At 62.2% G+C, this 15,385-nt stretch carries 18 protein-coding genes; 4 read left to right on the top strand and 14 right to left on the bottom strand.

Annotation, left to right across the window (positions count from 1 at the left end; all coding sequences use genetic code 11):
* Positions 1-119: 119 nt before the first annotated feature.
* The 5 genes from EN749_RS04540 to EN749_RS37615 form a co-directional block, all read right to left on the bottom strand.
* Positions 120-1,997, bottom strand: coding sequence for an ABC-F family ATP-binding cassette domain-containing protein (locus EN749_RS04540; RefSeq protein WP_127268152.1), 1,878 nt, complete (start codon positions 1,995-1,997; stop codon positions 120-122).
* 124 nt (positions 1,998-2,121) lie between these two features.
* Complete coding sequence (locus EN749_RS04535; RefSeq protein WP_127268153.1) at positions 2,122-2,571, bottom strand: MucR family transcriptional regulator; 450 nt, start codon at positions 2,569-2,571, stop codon at positions 2,122-2,124.
* 162 nt (positions 2,572-2,733) lie between these two features.
* Positions 2,734-2,937, bottom strand: a complete 204-nt coding sequence (locus EN749_RS04530) for a hypothetical protein (protein WP_024504288.1) — start codon at positions 2,935-2,937, stop codon at positions 2,734-2,736.
* Entirely contained in the window at positions 2,930-3,856 is a 927-nt protein-coding gene (locus tag EN749_RS04525) for a DMT family transporter (protein ID WP_127810835.1), read from the bottom strand. The genes EN749_RS04530 and EN749_RS04525 overlap by 8 nt, the downstream gene beginning before the upstream one ends.
* A gap of 45 nt (positions 3,857-3,901) precedes the next feature.
* Positions 3,902-4,735 carry a hypothetical protein gene (locus EN749_RS37615; RefSeq protein ID WP_164873868.1) on the bottom strand — a complete coding sequence of 278 codons (834 nt, stop codon included), beginning with the start codon at positions 4,733-4,735 and terminating at the stop codon, positions 3,902-3,904.
* Positions 4,736-4,845: 110 nt separating this feature from the next.
* Here EN749_RS37615 and EN749_RS04510 point away from each other — a divergent pair, with 110 nt between their 5' ends.
* Positions 4,846-5,805 carry a LysR substrate-binding domain-containing protein gene (locus EN749_RS04510; protein ID WP_027037936.1) on the top strand — a complete coding sequence of 320 codons (960 nt, stop codon included), beginning with the start codon at positions 4,846-4,848 and terminating at the stop codon, positions 5,803-5,805.
* A 111-nt stretch (positions 5,806-5,916) separates the two neighbouring features.
* Here the strand turns inward: EN749_RS04510 and EN749_RS04505 are convergent, their stop codons facing one another.
* Positions 5,917-6,429: a DinB family protein gene (locus EN749_RS04505; RefSeq protein WP_127810836.1), complete on the bottom strand. Its 513-nt coding sequence runs from the start codon at positions 6,427-6,429 to the stop codon at positions 5,917-5,919.
* A 59-nt stretch (positions 6,430-6,488) separates the two neighbouring features.
* Here EN749_RS04505 and EN749_RS04500 point away from each other — a divergent pair, with 59 nt between their 5' ends.
* Positions 6,489-7,181, top strand: coding sequence for a glutathione S-transferase family protein (locus EN749_RS04500; protein ID WP_127397433.1), 693 nt, complete (start codon positions 6,489-6,491; stop codon positions 7,179-7,181).
* A gap of 11 nt (positions 7,182-7,192) precedes the next feature.
* On the opposite strand, the gene EN749_RS04495 is transcribed toward EN749_RS04500, so the two are convergent.
* On the bottom strand, positions 7,193-7,453 hold the full coding sequence (locus EN749_RS04495; RefSeq protein ID WP_127331827.1) for a DUF2934 domain-containing protein: 261 nt from the start codon (positions 7,451-7,453) through the stop codon (positions 7,193-7,195).
* 370 nt (positions 7,454-7,823) lie between these two features.
* On the opposite strand from EN749_RS04495, the gene ndk reads away from it, so the two are divergent.
* Positions 7,824-8,246 carry a nucleoside-diphosphate kinase gene (gene ndk / locus EN749_RS04490; RefSeq protein WP_013532476.1) on the top strand — a complete coding sequence of 141 codons (423 nt, stop codon included), beginning with the start codon at positions 7,824-7,826 and terminating at the stop codon, positions 8,244-8,246.
* 65 nt (positions 8,247-8,311) lie between these two features.
* Here the strand turns inward: ndk and EN749_RS04485 are convergent, their stop codons facing one another.
* The 6 genes from EN749_RS04485 to EN749_RS04460 form a co-directional block, all read right to left on the bottom strand.
* A complete protein-coding gene (locus tag EN749_RS04485) occupies positions 8,312-9,076 on the bottom strand; it encodes a YbaY family lipoprotein (RefSeq protein ID WP_127397431.1) in 765 nt (254 codons plus the stop codon).
* Between the two features lie 110 nt (positions 9,077-9,186).
* Positions 9,187-9,663, bottom strand: coding sequence for a molybdenum cofactor biosynthesis protein MoaE (locus tag EN749_RS04480; protein ID WP_127267617.1), 477 nt, complete (start codon positions 9,661-9,663; stop codon positions 9,187-9,189).
* Position 9,664: 1 nt separating this feature from the next.
* Positions 9,665-9,922, bottom strand: a complete 258-nt coding sequence (gene moaD / locus EN749_RS04475; protein WP_127267618.1) for a molybdopterin converting factor subunit 1 — start codon at positions 9,920-9,922, stop codon at positions 9,665-9,667.
* Between the two features lies 1 nt (position 9,923).
* Entirely contained in the window at positions 9,924-10,520 is a 597-nt protein-coding gene (gene pgsA / locus EN749_RS04470) for a CDP-diacylglycerol--glycerol-3-phosphate 3-phosphatidyltransferase (RefSeq protein WP_023673449.1), read from the bottom strand.
* A 97-nt stretch (positions 10,521-10,617) separates the two neighbouring features.
* Positions 10,618-12,681 (bottom strand): excinuclease ABC subunit UvrC, encoded by a 2,064-nt coding sequence (gene uvrC / locus EN749_RS04465; RefSeq protein ID WP_128362621.1) that lies wholly within the window; start codon positions 12,679-12,681, stop codon positions 10,618-10,620.
* Positions 12,678-13,442 (bottom strand): SDR family oxidoreductase, encoded by a 765-nt coding sequence (locus tag EN749_RS04460; protein ID WP_127319023.1) that lies wholly within the window; start codon positions 13,440-13,442, stop codon positions 12,678-12,680. The genes uvrC and EN749_RS04460 overlap by 4 nt, the downstream gene beginning before the upstream one ends.
* Before the next feature lie 413 nt (positions 13,443-13,855).
* Between EN749_RS04460 and EN749_RS04455 the strand changes: the two genes are divergently transcribed.
* Positions 13,856-14,512: an outer membrane protein gene (locus EN749_RS04455; protein WP_023812630.1), complete on the top strand. Its 657-nt coding sequence runs from the start codon at positions 13,856-13,858 to the stop codon at positions 14,510-14,512.
* A gap of 117 nt (positions 14,513-14,629) precedes the next feature.
* Here EN749_RS04455 and EN749_RS04450 read toward each other — a convergent pair whose 3' ends face one another.
* Complete coding sequence (locus tag EN749_RS04450; protein ID WP_127319025.1) at positions 14,630-15,226, bottom strand: glutathione S-transferase family protein; 597 nt, start codon at positions 15,224-15,226, stop codon at positions 14,630-14,632.
* Between the last annotated feature and the right edge of the window lie 159 nt (positions 15,227-15,385).

Raw genomic sequence — 15,385 nt, 5'->3', positions numbered from 1 at the left:
CCAGATCTTACCCTCCCCTTGATGGGGAGGGTCGGCGTGTAACGCCGGGGTGGGGTGTGGCGCAGACCCCCACCCCGCTCCGCTTCGCGGATCGACCCTCCCCACAAGGGGGAGGGTAATCACTCCGCCGTGCCTTCCTCATACTCTGCCGACATGGTCAGCCACTTTTCCTCGTGGCCGGCCAGCGTCTGGGCCAGTTGCGAGCGCTCCTTCGCCAGCCGTGTCGCCGTCGAGGGATCCTTCTCGTAGACCGCCGGATTGGACAGTTCGTCCTCAATGCCGTCGATGCGCTTGCGAATGCGGTCCATCAGCGCTTCGGTGGCGCGGATCTCCTTGGCCAGCGGCTCGAAGGCAGCGCGGCGAGCCGCCGCATCGCGGCGGCGGTCGGCTTTTGATGCCTTGTCGGCCTCGCGCTTGCCGCGGCGGTCGCCGGAGACGCCGGTGACCAGCGTCTTGTAGTCCTCGAGATCGCCGTCATAGGGGTTGACCGCGCCGTCCTTGACCAGCCACAGGCGGTCGGCGGTTGCCTCCAGCAGATGGCGATCATGCGAGATCAGGATCACGGCGCCGGGAAATTCGTTCAGGGCATGGATCAGCGATTCGCGGCTATCGATGTCGAGATGGTTTGTCGGTTCGTCGAGGATGAACAGGTTTGGGCCCTCGAAGGCCGACAGCCCCATCAGCAGCCGCGCCTTCTCGCCGCCCGACAGATCCTTGGCGGCGGTGTTCATCTTCTCGGTCGTGAGGCCGAACTGGGCGACGCGGCCGCGCACCTTCGATTCCGGGGCCTCCGGCATCAGCCGGCGGACATGCTCGTAGGCGTTTTCGTCCGGCCGGAGGTCGTCGAGCTGGTGCTGGGCGAAGATCGCCACCTTCAACCCGGGCGCCACCGTCATGGTGCCACTCTCCTGCTTGAGCCGGCCGGACAGCAATTTGGCGAAGGTCGACTTGCCGTTGCCGTTGGCGCCGAGCAGCGCGATGCGGTCGTCGGCGTCGATGCGCAGCGTCATCTTCTTGAGGATCGGCTGACCCTCGGTGTAGCCGACATTGACGTTGTTCAGCGCCACGATCGGCGAGGCCACCGTCTTCACCGGCTCGGGGAAGGAGAACGGCCGCACCGAATCGTTCACGAGGGCCGCGATCGGCTTCATCTTTTCCAGTGCCTTGATGCGCGACTGTGCCTGTCTCGCCTTGGAGGCCTTGGCGCGGAACCGCTCGACGAAGGATTCCATGTGCTTGCGCGCGGCCTCCTGCTTGACCCGGCCCTTCTCCTGCAATTCCTTCTGCTCTGTATATTGACGTTCGAACTGGTCGTAGCCGCCGCGCCAGAAGGTCAGCTTCTTCTGGTCGAGGTGGACGATCGAATTGACGGCGCGGTTGAGCAGGTCGCGGTCGTGCGAGATCAAAAGCACGGTGTGCGGATATTTCGACACGTAGTTTTCCAGCCACAGCGTGCCTTCGAGATCGAGATAGTTGGTCGGCTCGTCGAGCAGCAGCAGGTCCGGCTCGGCAAACAGCACCGCAGCAAGCGCCACGCGCATGCGCCAACCGCCGGAGAAGGACGAGGCCGGACGCCGTTGCGCAGCGTCGTCGAAGCCCAGGCCTGCGAGAATGGTGGCGGCGCGGGATTCGGCTGAGTGCGCGTCGATATCGGCCAGCCGCATATGGATGTCGGCGATGCGGTGCGGATCGGTCGCCGTCTTTTCTTCTTCGAGCAGCGCCGTGCGTTCGAGATCGGCCTTGAGCACGATCTCGATCAGCGCATCCTCGGTGCCCGGCGCTTCCTGCGCCACCTGGCCGATGCGGGTGCTCTTCGGCAGGCTGATCGAGCCTGTCTCGGACGGGAAATCGCCGGTGATGGCCTTGAACAGCGTCGTCTTGCCGGTACCGTTGCGGCCGACAAGGCCGGCCTTGGTGCCGGCCGGCAAGGTCAGCGAGGCATGGTCGAGAAGCAGGCGTCCGGCCATGCGGAGCGATAGGTCGTTGATGATCAGCATGGCCGCGCTTTTGCACCGGACATCAACGCTTCGCAAGGCCTTGCCGGCCAGTTGGCCGCACAAGGCCTCGAAACGACGCCAGCGAGGGCGTCGTCAAAGCAGCCGAACACTGGCTTGCCTGCTCTCAGGCAGTCGCCTTGCGCTTCGTTGCCTTGGCGACAGCGGCCGGCGCTGCTGCCGGCTTGCGGCCAAGTCCCGTCGACTTTGCCAGCGCCGATCGCGTCGCCGAGTAGTTTGGCGCAACCATCGGATAGTCCGGCGGCAAGCCCCATTTGGCCCGATAATCGTCCGGGCTCAGGCCGTAGTCGGTCCGCAGATGCCGCTTGAGCGACTTGAACTTCTTTCCGTCCTCAAGGCAAATGATGTAGTCGGGAAACACCGACTTCTTCGGATTGACTGCCGGAACCAGGTTTGGAGTTTCCGCGACAACTGCACCAGCGAGCTTGCGAACCGAAGCACTGACGCTGGCAATCAACTCAGGCAGGCCGGCAGCAGGAAGCGGATTGTTGCCTACATAGGCCGAGACAATATCGGCCGTCAGCTCGATAACGGTCTTATCATCGATATTTGACAATTCTTTCACCTTATTTGCGACAAAATCCTCCACCCCAGCGAAGACTTGTGTCGATGTATCTCTTTAACCGCGTCCCCCAACGGACCGCCAAGTCTCATAAAAGAATGAAGAATCGGCAAAAATAGCATTCATGCGAAATCGACGCCGTGCAAATTAGAAAATCTAATACTTGGAACCAGCAGACTTAGCGGCAGGACTTTCGTCCAATATCTCCAGAATACGCTTCCAGCGGGCGCAACGCGCGAAATCCTTTTGTTCTATGGCCTTTTCGGCCCTCATCGCGGCGTAGAGCGGTGCCTCGGCGCCGAATTCGTCGATCAGCCAATGCGCTTCCTGAATGGCCAGACGCTCATTCTCGTCAAACATGGTTTTCGACCTCCGAACGTTCCACACCGACCGCGACACAACTGCCGATGACGAGGATGGCTCCGACAATGGCCGTCACCGTCAGCCGTTCGCCGGATAAGGTCAAAAGCAGGGTCGAGGCGATCGGCGTGAGATAGGCGACCACCGCGACCCTGCCGCTGCCTTCAAGCTTCAAGGCGCGCGACCAGAAATAGTAGCCCAGGCCCATCGGACCGGCGCCGAGATAAAGGCCGAGGGCCAGATCCCCGCCGACGGGCCAGGTGAAACCGTCGCGAGCGCACCACAGAAACATCAAAGCGACGCCAATCAAAGACGATGGCAGCAACAGGCGATCCGCTGGAGTGGCCACCCGTCCCACCATGATCGAATAGAAGGCCATGCATAGCGCGGACCCGAATGCGGCGAGATAGCCGACCAGATCGCCTTCGAACCAGGATTGGTTGCGCCCTCCCGAAATCACCAGTGCAACGCCGATGAAGCCCACCACCGCGGCGAGACCCAACAGTGCCGGACGCCGCGGATTTTCCAAGGCAATGACTGCCGCCGCGACCATCAACGGCCAGGTGTAGGCCACCAGATTGGCCTCGATCACCGGCATCGAAGCGAAGGCGATGTATTGCAGCACCATGGTGCCGACCAGGCCGATGAAGCCGACCGCGAGAGAGATGAGCGCCGCCCCGGCGGTGACCGGTACTACTCTTTCGCGGCTCATCAATCTGATAGCGGCGAAGACGAGTGCTGCGCCTGCAAATTGCAGGAACTGGACCTGCGACACCGGGTGGCTGGCCAGCAGGGATTTGCCGACCAGGGCATTGGTGGACCACAACGCCACCGCACCGGCAGCGAAGACCAACGCGGATATCGAGCCGGATCCCTGCCGAAACAATCGGCATGGGACTCTATGTTGCTGTTCGACCATGATCCTGTCCGAAAACCGGTTCCGACTTATCGGGGTCATGGTTCATTACCATGATTCCCTGGCGCCGCCCGGAACCGGTGCCTCGACGGCGGTGGGCACGGGATGCTCCGCCTCGAACCGACGATAGGCCGGCAGCTGATTGGTCCAGACATCTTCGGCCAGTTCGCTGACCCACTCACGGTCGTGGTCGTTGTCGGCGGCGAGATAGAACATTCTGTTATCGTCGACATAGGGCTTGGCCACCGAGCGCTGGTTGAGCACCAGCGTGACGCGCTCGCCGAACCGGATCGGAGCGGTGCGATGCAGGACGCCCAGGAATTGGCCGAGCGTCGCGTAGTTCATCTTGTGATCGATGCGCATGACACTGTTGCGCGGGATTTCGCGGCCGGCTTCGAGAATGGCGCGGCCGGTTTCGGAGTCGTCGCAGTAGATTTCGAGGTGGCCGCCGACCAGCGGATTGCTGATCGACAGCGGAATGAGCTCTGTGACCGGAACGCCATCGCAATGCCACTCCACGGCGCCGTCCTTTGGATTCATGAAGGTGACCGTCGAGCCGACGATCGATAGCGGATAGGGCTCCAGCTTGGTGCCCATCATGTCGGACAGCCGCTCCAGGCGCAGCTTGTCATGCAGCAATTCCTTGATCTGGGGGATGAAACGGTCGGCCCCGGTGATGAAGGTCAGATCGAGGTGCTTGTGCACGGCATGGCTGGCCTTGAGCTTCAGGGCAGCCTCCTCGATAGCTGCAAGCAGTGCCGGGTCATAGCCGTGCAAATATTGCGCGACACCGAAACTCGACACTTTCCAGGCGGTTTCATGGCCGATAATGGCTTCGCGGCTCATCGCATAACGCAGTTCGGGAATGGTATGGGCGTTCATTGTACTTCTCCAGGATGGGGGCAACACTTGGTAAACAGTCGATTAATTCACCCACCCCTGTAAAATTAGGAATGCTGGTGCTAGTGTAAGCCAAGCTTAAGGTCGAAACCGTGCGTCTGCTCAGTCAGGTCAACCTCAATTCGCTTAAAATCGTGGAGAGTGCTGCGAGGCACGGTAATTTCACGCGTGCCGGCGAAGAACAGTTTATTACCGCTTCAGCGGTCAGCCAGCGCGTGAAAAGCCTTGAGGATCAGCTTCGTTTCAAGATTTTCCAGCGCGGCGGCAATGCGGTGTCGTTGACGCCGGAGGGCGAGACCTATGTCTCGCGCGTTCGCGAGGCGCTGGAGCGAATCGTCGCCGCCAGCATGGAAGCGACCGGGCAATCGCAGGAGCATGTGCTAAAAATATCGGTGCTGCCGACCTTTGCGGCACGCTGGCTGTTTCCGCGCCTGCCGCTGTTCCAGCAGCAATATCCCGATATCGTAATGCGGGTCTCGACCTCCTACGCGACGCATGAGTTCACGGCCTCGGAATTCGATCTCGAAATCCGTTATGGCGACGGTCACTTTCACGGGCTGCAATCCGATCTGCTGTTTCGCGAAGACCTGACACCGGTGTGCAGCCGCAAGCTGTTCCACGAAGTTCTCGGCGATAAGCGGCTGTCGAAGGTGACACCGGACGACCTCAAGCACTTCACCCTGCTGCATTCCGACACCTGCACCCAGAATTGGCAATCCTGGCTTGGTTTCGCCGGCGCCAGCTTCGTGCTCAGCGAGACCAAGAGCATCTATTTCGACTCGTGCATGATGTCCTACGAGGCAGCCAATTCCGGGATGGGCTTTGCGGTGGCCAACCGTGCCTATATGGCCAGCGACATCCGCGCCGAAAGGCTGGTGGCTCCCTTCGCCGTCCACCACCCGAACACGGCTGGTTGGTATTTTGTTTCCCCGCTGAGAGGCCTTGCCGCACGCAAGGTCCAGTTGTTCAAGCAGTGGGTGATGGCGGAAGCGGCTCTGACGCAGTGCCAACTGGACAGCGAAATCAGGGGCGAGGCTTCGACGGCCGCCTGAATCTCGGGCAAGTATCCGGTGTGCCGGCTAATTTCAGATGCAAAGACAATGCTGCAGCACAAAATGCAGCGATAGTAGGCGCAAGCTCTTCGACCTTCGGACGGCACGGAATCAGGCGAAAGCTCTGCCCTCCTCGGTCCGCTGAAAAAGCATCAGGTCCAACCCCAGGCTTGGCCGTCCCAGGATGGTCAGGATCGTATGCGCCTGGCCGCGATGGTGGGTCTGGTGGTTGAAGACATGATCCAGCGCCGGCGCCAGCCTTTGCGAGACGGTGCGCATGTCCGAAACGGTCATGTAGGTGAAGCGGCCCGTCAACGCCTTGTCATTGAGGCCGCCGACCCAATCGATGATCCTCCTGTCCTCGGCTTCACGCGCCGCCCGCAGGCCGGTCAACCCCCAATGCAGGATGGCATCCAGTGTCGTCGGCGCGTCGCCCTCGCCGGTGAAGCGCTTCATCCAGATCCGGTCGGCCGTCAAAAGGTGGTTGAGCGTGCCCATCATCGAGCCGAAGAAGGCGCCGACATCGCGGTTGAATTCCTCGTCATCGAGTTCGGCGGCGGCATCATAGATGCGACCGTTGGCCCATTGATTATAGGCCGCAAACATCATGAAATGCTGTCTCATGGCTTCCCTCGGCTCACGTCGATGCGGGGCCTACCTAACCCGCAGGAACGCCGCCGCCAATGACCATTCTGCTCTATGATCTCGTCGGACGCGACACCACACGTCCGTTCAGCCCGCATTGCTGGAAGGTGGTGATGGCGCTTGCCCACAAGGGGCTCGACATATCGACCGTACCGACGCGCTTTCTCGAGGTGCCCGCTGTCGAGGGCGGCGTTTCGAAAACCGTTCCGGTGATCCGGGACGGCGAGACGGTCGTCGCGGATTCCTTCGCCATCGCGCTCTATCTCGATGAGGCCTATCCGGACCGGCCGACGCTGTTTGGCGGTGAAGGCGGCAAGGCGATGGCGCGCTTCGTCGAACGCTGGTCGCAAGTGACCATTCATCCCTACGTGACCACCGCGGCGATCATGGACCTCCATGCCATGCAGGACGCGGAAAACGCCGTCTATTTCCGCCAGAGCCGGGAGCAGCGTCTTGGCAAGCGGCTGGAGGAGGTGAAGGCCGCCAGGGAAGCTGGGCTCGGCAATTTCAGAGCCTCGCTGGAGCCATTGCGCTCGATGCTCTCCTATCAGCCATTCATCGGCGGCGCGGCGCCGCTGTTCAGCGACTATATCGTCTTCGGCGCCCTGCAATGGGCGCGCATAGCCTCGCCCTACCAACTGCTCGACGACGGCGACGTGGTGGCGCAGTGGTTCGCCCGCTGCCTCGACCTGCATGGCGGGCTGGGACGAAAGATCGCCGCCGCGGCTTGACGCCGTAAAGCTTACTTGGCCGCCGCCTTCTTTGGCTTGCCGGCCTTCGTGGCAGCCTTTGCCTCCTTGGGGGCGGCCTTTGCCTTGGCGGCGCCAGTTGCCTTCCTGGTTGGCTTTTTGGCCGCCGACTTGCCCGCGGCGTCCTCCTGGTCGACATCGGCGGCCGCCTGATGCCAATGGCGCTCATGATGTCCAGCCGGCTGGCCCTCTTGCAGCCAGAGCTGGTGCGCACGGTTGCGAATGCGTTCCTGACGATCGTCTGTCATGGTCATGGTGTCTCCATACGGCCCGACCTCAGCGCGGCGCCGACACGCGAGTATAGCAAGCAACGCGTTGCTGTGTAGCCGTCTGATCTCGGCTTCGGGAGCACAGAAAAGCGCAGCGGCCTGCCCTTCGCTATCGCTCCCTGCCCTTCGGGCGTTCAAACCCTTTGAAAGGTCCACTGGACCTTTCAATCCGCCCGAAGGCGGACCGGGCTTTCACCGTTCGTCGCTCGGAGCCAAGCAATTGGCTTTCCGTCCGCTTCGCGGACCATCCCTCACCCCTTTGGCCTCACCCCTTTGGCCTCACCCCTTGGCAATGGGCCGGGCGGCTTGTATAGAGCCCGCCACTCTCAATTCCATTCTCAGACAAGGACGACCCATGGCGCTCGAACGCACATTTTCCATGATCAAGCCGGACGCAACCCGGCGCAATCTCACTGGTGCCATCACCAGGATGCTGGAAGAGGCAGGCCTGCGCGTCATCGCCTCGCGCCGGGTCTGGATGAGCCGCCGCGAAGCGGAAGGCTTCTATGCCGTCCACAAGGACCGCCCCTTCTTCGGCGAACTGGTTGAATTCATGTCGTCGGCACCGACCGTCGTCCAGGTGCTGGAAGGCGAGAACGCCATTGCCAGGAACCGCGAAGTGATGGGCGCCACCAACCCGGCCAACGCCGCCGAAGGCACCATCCGCAAGGTTCACGCGCTGTCGATCGGCGAAAACTCGGTGCACGGCTCCGACGCGCCGGAGACCGCGGCAGAAGAGATCAAGTACTGGTTCTCGGACACCGAGATCGTCGGCTGAGCCGATAGTCCAGACCTTGGATTACGTGAAAAGGCCGGCGTTTCGCCGGCCTTTTTCGTTGGGGGTCAGCTAGCGGCGCTGAAGCGCAGGATCTCGCGGCCATCCTTGTCTGATATGATGAGCTTGCCGGCATCGACACGGTATGACGCCGCCTTGGCCAGCGCATCGAACAGCGCCTTTTCCTCGGCCATCACCTCGGGCGCACAGGCCTTGTAGGTCGAGCCGATGTCCCTGATCGCGATCGTTTGCCCATCGAGTTTGGCGGTGGCGAAGTAGGTGTTGCAGGGGCCGCTGCCGCCCGCCTTGCCGGCCCCGCTGACCCTGAACGTCGCTTGCGGGGCAGCAATAGCGCCGATGCCGTCGATATAGTCGACCAGCCAGGGCTGGTCGAAGACGGAAGCCGTCGGCTCGGCACTCGGGGTGACCATCTTCAGCATGATGGTCTGCGGCACGTCGGCCAACGGATCGACCTGATGGCGCATATCGGAGATGAACAGCAGCTTGTCGTCGACGGTGATGCGGGCTTGCAACGCGTAAGTCATCTGCGACCGGATGACCGAAGGGTCGAATTTGATCTCGAAGCTGATCGGCACCTGGCCTGCCGGCTTTACTTGCTGCTCACCGATGATGGTGGCCGGCGCGTCGGCCAGCGACACGTCCGCCAGCTGGACGGAGAGCACGGCACTGGGCGGCAAGGCAATGCGCTCGCGATAGATCACCTCGCCTCTCACGGCCCTTTCGGTGGCAACAGACTGCTCCGGAACGGCCAATATGCCGACGACCAGAGGCACGAAACCGAAGATCAAGAACTCCGCGATCCTGTCCAGCATGACCATCTCCCTCACCCCGGGCTGCCAATGCCCCGGGCTGCCAATGCCGAGGCTGACCAATCCCGCCAATTGGCCAAAGGATTGCGGTCAATGCATGGCTGCGGCGGATCTTATTCGGACTGATACCAGCGTTGCGCGGCGTTTGCATCGGCTTCCTTGGCCTCGACCCAGCCACCCTCCGAGCCGTCAGCCCGATGCTCCTTCTTCCAGAAAGGCGCGCGCGATTTGAGATAGTCCATCAGAAAATTCGCCGCCTCGAACGCCGCATGGCGATGCGCCGAGGCTGCCACCACCAGCACGATGTTCTCGCCGGGCGCGATCTTCCCGTGGCGGTGGATGGCGGTGAGCCCCTGCAATGGCCAACGCTCGACCGCTTCAACAGCGATGCGGGCGATTTCCGCTTCGGCCATGCCGGGGTAGTGTTCGAGCTCGAGCGCTGAGAGCGCGCCCTGCTCGTCGCGGCAAAGGCCGGAGAAGGTCACCACGGCGCCGATATCGGCGCGGCCTTGCGTCAGTCTGGCGATCTCGGCGGCGACGTCAAAATCCTGGCGCTGAATGCGCACGACAGGCAAGACCGCGCCGCTCATGTCAGCCCCCGGTCATCGGCGGGAACAGCGCGATTTCGCGGGCGCCCGCGATCTTCTCGCGGTGCTCGACATGTTCCTGGTTGATGGCGACGCGGATCACGTCGGGATATTGCAGAGCGTGCTCGTAGCCATCGCCGCGCGATTTCAGCCAGCGCAGGAGATCGGTCACCGTCTCGATGCCCGCAGGCAGGTCGACATCCTCCTCAGCCATGCCGATGCGTTCGCGCACCCAGGCAAAATAGATGAGCCGTGTCGTCATCTCACTCGTCCATGATGTGCTTGAGGCCGGCGCGGAAATAATCGTAGCCGGTGTAGAGCGTGACCAACGCCGCGATCCACAGCAGAACCAGCCCGGTCTGCGTGGTCAGCGGAAAGATCTTGTCGCCGGCCGGTCCGGCCAAGAGGAACGCTATGGCGACCATCTGGATCGCGGTTTTCCATTTTGCCAACTGCGTCACCGGCACCGAGACTTTCAGCGCCGCCAGATACTCGCGCAGGCCCGAAACCAGGATTTCACGGCACAGGATGATGATCGCCGCCCACAACGACCAGCCGGCAATACCCGCATGGCGATCGGTATCGGCGGCCAGCAGCAGCAGGCATGTGGCGACCAGCAGCTTGTCGGCGATCGGGTCGAGCATCTTGCCGATGTTGGAGGTCTGCTGCCAGGCGCGTGCCAGATAGCCGTCCAGATAATCGGTGATCGAGGCGAGCAGGAAGATGATCAGCGCCGACCAGCGGGCAAAGTCGCTCGACTTCAGATGTCCTTCGAGAAAAAAGCACAGCACCACCAGCGGCACCGCGACGATGCGGGCGTAGGTGAGCATATTGGGCAGGTTGAACGCGCGCTTGGCCATGTCTGGGAAACTCTTTCTGCCTGCCTACTCAAATCAGATGCGAATGTAGGGGGTCAACAGGCCAGATTCGACAGGCCAGATGAAAGTGCCGGATTTTTCAACTCTCGTGGAAATGATTGTAGACCAGTTTCGCCACCTGTTCGGAAATTCCGTCGACTTTCCGCAGATCCTCGATGGCCGCGCGGCTGACCGCCTTGGCGGTGCCGAATTCCAGCAGCAATGCCCGCTTGCGGCCGGGACCGATGCCGCTGATCTCGTCGAGCGGGCTCTTGACCATCTCCTTCTTGCGGCGCGCCCGATGCGAACCGATGGCGAAACGGTGGACCTCGTCGCGCAGGCGCTGGACGAAATAGAGCACGGGATCGCGAACCGGCAGCGAAAACGAGTCCCTGCCTTTGACGAAGAAACGCTCACGGCCGGCGTCGCGGTCCTGGCCCTTGGCGATACCGATGGCCACCACCCGGTCCGCGATGCCGAGATCGGCGAGGATCTTGCGCACCGCGGTCATCTGGCCCTGGCCACCGTCGATCAGGATGACATCGGGCCAGGCCGGGAAGCTGCCGGAGATATCGTCCTCCATATCGTCCGCCGAACCATCAGCCGCATCCCCAGCCGGGACATCGCCATGCTCCTTCAGCAGCCGCGAAAAACGTCGCTCCATCACCTCGCGCATCATGCCGAAATCGTCGCCAGGTGTGATCTCGGTCGAGCGGATGTTGAATTTCCGGTACTGGTTCTTCACGAACCCTTCCGGTCCGGCGACGACCATGGCGCCGACCGCGTTGGTGCCCATGATGTGTGAGTTGTCGTAAACCTCGATGCGCACCGGCGGCTTGGCCAGGCCGAATGTCTCGGCGAAACCCGCAAGCAGGCGTCCCTGGGTGGAGGTTTCAGCCAGCCGGCGTCCGAGCGCTTCGCGGGCATTCTGCAAAGCGTTGTCGGTCAGGTCCTTCTTCTCGCCGCGCTGCGGCACGAAGATCGCGACCTTGCGGCCAGCTCGGGTGGAGAGCGCCTCGGCCAGCAGTTCCTGATCCTCGACGCCATGCGACAGAAGAATGTTCCGCGGCGTCGGCTTGTCGTCATAGAACTGCGCCAGGAACGAACCCAACACCTCGGCTGCTTCCAACGCCGGATCGGCCTTGGGGAAATAGGCGCGGTTGCCCCAGTTCTGGCCGGTGCGGAAGAAGAACACCTGGATGCAGACCTGGCCGCCTTCCTGATGGATGGCGAAGACATCGGCTTCGTCGACGGTCGCCGGATTGATGCCCTGATGGCTCTGCACATGCGACAGGGCCGCCAACCGGTCGCGATAGATCGCGGCGCGCTCGAAATCGAGAGCTTCCGACGCCTGCTGCATGGCGGCCGAGATTTCCGTCTTCACCTTCTGGCTGCGGCCGGACAAGAAGTCCTTCGCCTCGCCGACCAGTTCGGCATAGTCCTGATGCGAGACCTCGCCGGTGCAGGGACCAGCGCAGCGCTTGATCTGATAAAGCAGGCATGGCCGCGTGCGGTTCTCGTAGAACGAGTTGGTGCAACTCCTGAGCAGGAAGGCGCGCTGCAGGGAGTTGATGGTACGGCCAACGGCACCGGCCGAGGCAAACGGGCCGAAATAATCGCCTTTGCGCGACCGCGCGCCGCGATGCTTGTAGATGCCCGGCGAGACATGGTCGCCGGTCAAGAGAATGTAGGGAAACGACTTGTCGTCGCGCATCAGGACGTTGAATCGCGGCCGCAAGCGCTTGATAAGGTTGGCTTCGAGCAGCAGCGCTTCGATCTCGGTGCGGGTGACGACGAACTCCATCGTCGACGTTTCGCGCACCATGCGGCCGATGCGGGTGGTGTGGAAACGGCCTTGCGCGTAGTTGGTGACGCGCTTCTTCAGGCTGCGCGCCTTGCCGACATAGAGCACATCGCCGGCAGCGTTCATCATGCGGTAGACGCCGGGCGCGTTGGGAAGCCGCTTGACCAGCGTCTGGATCACCTCGGCGCCGATCATGCCTTCCGCGTCGCCGGCATGCGGTGTCCAGTCGATGGCGGTGAAGGCGACATCGGGACCGACGGTTTCAACGATCTTCTCGACCGCCTCGTCCTCGAGGTCGATATCGGGGGGCAGATCGTCGGCGCCGCCGCGCGGCGTGCTTTTGTGGTCTACAGGACTCATTCCGTCATGCCTGTCACATCGGGCGTCTGCCATGCAAGATGCTGGCCGCCATCAAGCGCGATCATCTGGCCGGTGACCGAGCGCGCTTCCCAGAGATAGCGGATTGTGGCGCCGAATTCCGGCAATTCCGGGCCGCGCTTGAGGACCAAGCCATCCACCTGTGCGGCAAAATCGCTGTCGTCCTGACGCGCGTTCTTCAGTGTCGGCCCCGGGCCGATGGCATTGACGCGGATGCTGGGGCCGAGCGCTTGCGCCATCATCTGGGTGGCCGTCCACAGCGTCGACTTGGACAGCGCATAGGAGAAGTAGCGCGGCGTCGGACGCCAGACGCGCTGGTCGATCATGTTGACGATCAGGCCCTCCTGCCCTGCCGGCAACGCCCGGGCGAAATTCTGCGCCAGCAGCGCGGGCGCTTTCACATGGACGGCAAAGTGCCGGTCCCAGGCCCGCCAGTCGAAATCCCGAACCGAATCGTCCTCGAACAGCGACGCATTGTTGACCAGCAGCGGGATCGGTCCGAGCGCTGCTTGCGCCTGGCCGACGAGATCGTCGACGGCGTCCATATCGGTCAGGTCGGCGGCGACCACGGCGGCGCGGCCACCTCCGGCGATGATTTTGGCAGCCAACGCATCGGCCTCGATGCGCGAGCGGTTGCAATGGATGGCGACGGCAAAACCGTGCGCGGCGAGATCCTCGACGATCGCCCTGCCGATCCGCCTGGCCCCGCCCGTCACCAGCGCCGTGACAGTGGCTTTGCTCATATGGTGTCAATCCTCAATTTCGGCCCGAAAAAGCGGTGCCGGCGAAATATGGCCCGGCATGCGTTAAATGGTGTTCGCACCTTGGGCAGCATTGTGGCGAAACGGCCGTTTGGACATCCCGGCCCGCCCTAGACTCGGGCGCGCCCGACCGCAATATAGGGTGCTGGAGTCCTTGCACCAAGCGGTGTGCAGCGCAGCATGGGATGGTTCCTGCCATTTCGCTGTTGCGAAGATGCAACGTCAAGGTTCTGCCTCATTCGTGCCGGGGAATGACCCAAGTTCAGGTTCGCTTCAGCCGCATTTTGACACGACATTTGGAACCGACGAACGCCAGATCCGTTTCACCCCCCGGACGGGTAGATGGCGATCGTGAGAAACAAGCCTGTGTCCTGTGGCTCAAGGAGTAAAGAACAATGCAAGCCAATCTCAAATTCGCACGGCCGCTGGCCGTTGCGCTTGGGCTCTTCGCCCTCAGCGGAACTGCCTATGCTGCTGACGTGGTTTCGGAAGAGCCGCCGGCACCTGCGCCGATCGCTGAACTTCCGGTCGCTTCGTGGGCCGGCCCCTACGCCGGTCTCAACGTCGGCTATGGCTTCAGCGGCCGGACCAAAGAAAAGGATTTCGACGTTGAAACCGATACCAAGGGTTTCGTCGGCAGTGTCTTCGGCGGCTACCAGTGGCAGCAGGAGAACTTCGTCTACGGTGCTGAAGCCGAACTCGGCTACAACGGCGTCAAGGGCGACGACAACGGCATCGACTCCAAGGCCGGCTTTGAAGGTTCGCTGCGTGCCCGCCTCGGCTACGCGGTCAGCCCAGAAATCCTGCTCTATGGCACCGGCGGTCTCGCCGGCAGAAGCCTGAAGGTGGAAGACACCGTCCTTGGGGCCAGCGATCGCGCAACGATGCTCGGCTGGACCGCCGGTGTTGGCACCGACATCAAGCTGACCGACAATGTCTTCGGCCGCGTCGAGTATCGTTACACCGACTTCGGCAGCAAGAGCTTCGACGGCATCGGCAAGGTCAAGGCCACCGACAACCGCGTCACCTTCGGCGTCGGTATGAAGTTCTAAGTCGTTCAAGCCACGACACGAAAAAGCCGGGCCTCGCGCCCGGCTTTTTTTGTGTCTGGGTAATTTTCCCGGTGATCGAATCGATAACCCGGGAAATCAATTCCGGGCAATCGGCTATCAACCAGGAATGCACGGCTTCAGTTCTGGAAACTTCTCGTCGAAGCGTGCCGCCCATCGCGTCAGCCGGGCGCGACCCTTCTCCCATTTTCCGGCAAAACGCAGCGAGAGATAGCCAAGGCAGGCGCGCAGCGCCATCTGGCCGGCGGTGATCTTCTTCGGCAGCTTCGGCGGGTTGGCATTCAGCAGGTCGAGTGCCGCCGTGATCTTCGCCCACTGGCGATCGAGCCAAGGCTGATAGACCATCTCCTCGGGCCGCGTGCGCCGTTCATAGACCATCGACAGCGCGCAGTCGCAAATGCCGTCGGCCAACGCCTCCAGCACTTCAGCCTCGAGCCGCTTGTCGGGATTGCGTGGAAAAAGCGCGCTCTTCGACAAACGGTTGAGATGCTGGGTGATGGCGCGACTGTCGTGGATGGAGCGGCCGTCGTCGAGCACCAGAACCGGGATCTTGCCGAGCGGGTTGGCGCCGATCAGTTCGGCCGGTTTGTCGTCGGTTTTGACCGCCACCGTTTCGATGTCGATGCCGGCATAGGCGGCTGCCATGCGCACTTTGGAACTGTAGGGAGAGGAGGACGCATAGAGCAGTCTGGGCATGATCGGTTTCCTGTTTTGCAGGCCGGCAGTGTTGACCGATCAAGCGCGATCGAGCAATGGCCAGAAGCGGAAAACCCGGCCGCCAGCGAGCGGACTCATCGGCCGGGGCCGTTTGGCGAGCGCTCCATGAAGACGGTGCTTGATCACATAGTCGCCGAG

Origin of the sequence: Mesorhizobium sp. M7A.F.Ca.ET.027.02.1.1 (assembly GCF_004022985.1) — a bacterium.
Taxonomy (GTDB): domain Bacteria; phylum Pseudomonadota; class Alphaproteobacteria; order Rhizobiales; family Rhizobiaceae; genus Mesorhizobium.
The sequence above is the reverse complement of the archived record's forward strand: the minus strand, read 5'-3'. Positions and strand labels throughout refer to the sequence as shown.

Coding starts and splice junctions, on each gene's coding strand:
- EN749_RS04540 (WP_127268152.1), bottom strand. CDS start 1,997: ATGCTGATCATCAACGACCTATCGCTCCGCATGGCCGGACGCCTGCTT.
- EN749_RS04530 (WP_024504288.1), bottom strand. CDS start 2,937: ATGTTTGACGAGAATGAGCGTCTGGCCATTCAGGAAGCGCATTGGCTG.
- EN749_RS04525 (WP_127810835.1), bottom strand. CDS start 3,856: ATGGTCGAACAGCAACATAGAGTCCCATGCCGATTGTTTCGGCAGGGA.
- EN749_RS37615 (WP_164873868.1), bottom strand. CDS start 4,735: ATGAACGCCCATACCATTCCCGAACTGCGTTATGCGATGAGCCGCGAA.
- EN749_RS04505 (WP_127810836.1), bottom strand. CDS start 6,429: ATGAGACAGCATTTCATGATGTTTGCGGCCTATAATCAATGGGCCAAC.
- EN749_RS04500 (WP_127397433.1), top strand. CDS start 6,489: ATGACCATTCTGCTCTATGATCTCGTCGGACGCGACACCACACGTCCG.
- EN749_RS04495 (WP_127331827.1), bottom strand. CDS start 7,453: ATGACCATGACAGACGATCGTCAGGAACGCATTCGCAACCGTGCGCAC.
- ndk (WP_013532476.1), top strand. CDS start 7,824: ATGGCGCTCGAACGCACATTTTCCATGATCAAGCCGGACGCAACCCGG.
- EN749_RS04485 (WP_127397431.1), bottom strand. CDS start 9,076: ATGCTGGACAGGATCGCGGAGTTCTTGATCTTCGGTTTCGTGCCTCTG.
- EN749_RS04480 (WP_127267617.1), bottom strand. CDS start 9,663: ATGAGCGGCGCGGTCTTGCCTGTCGTGCGCATTCAGCGCCAGGATTTT.
- moaD (WP_127267618.1), bottom strand. CDS start 9,922: ATGACGACACGGCTCATCTATTTTGCCTGGGTGCGCGAACGCATCGGC.
- pgsA (WP_023673449.1), bottom strand. CDS start 10,520: ATGGCCAAGCGCGCGTTCAACCTGCCCAATATGCTCACCTACGCCCGC.
- uvrC (WP_128362621.1), bottom strand. CDS start 12,681: ATGAGTCCTGTAGACCACAAAAGCACGCCGCGCGGCGGCGCCGACGAT.
- EN749_RS04460 (WP_127319023.1), bottom strand. CDS start 13,442: ATGAGCAAAGCCACTGTCACGGCGCTGGTGACGGGCGGGGCCAGGCGG.
- EN749_RS04455 (WP_023812630.1), top strand. CDS start 13,856: ATGCAAGCCAATCTCAAATTCGCACGGCCGCTGGCCGTTGCGCTTGGG.
- EN749_RS04450 (WP_127319025.1), bottom strand. CDS start 15,226: ATGCCCAGACTGCTCTATGCGTCCTCCTCTCCCTACAGTTCCAAAGTG.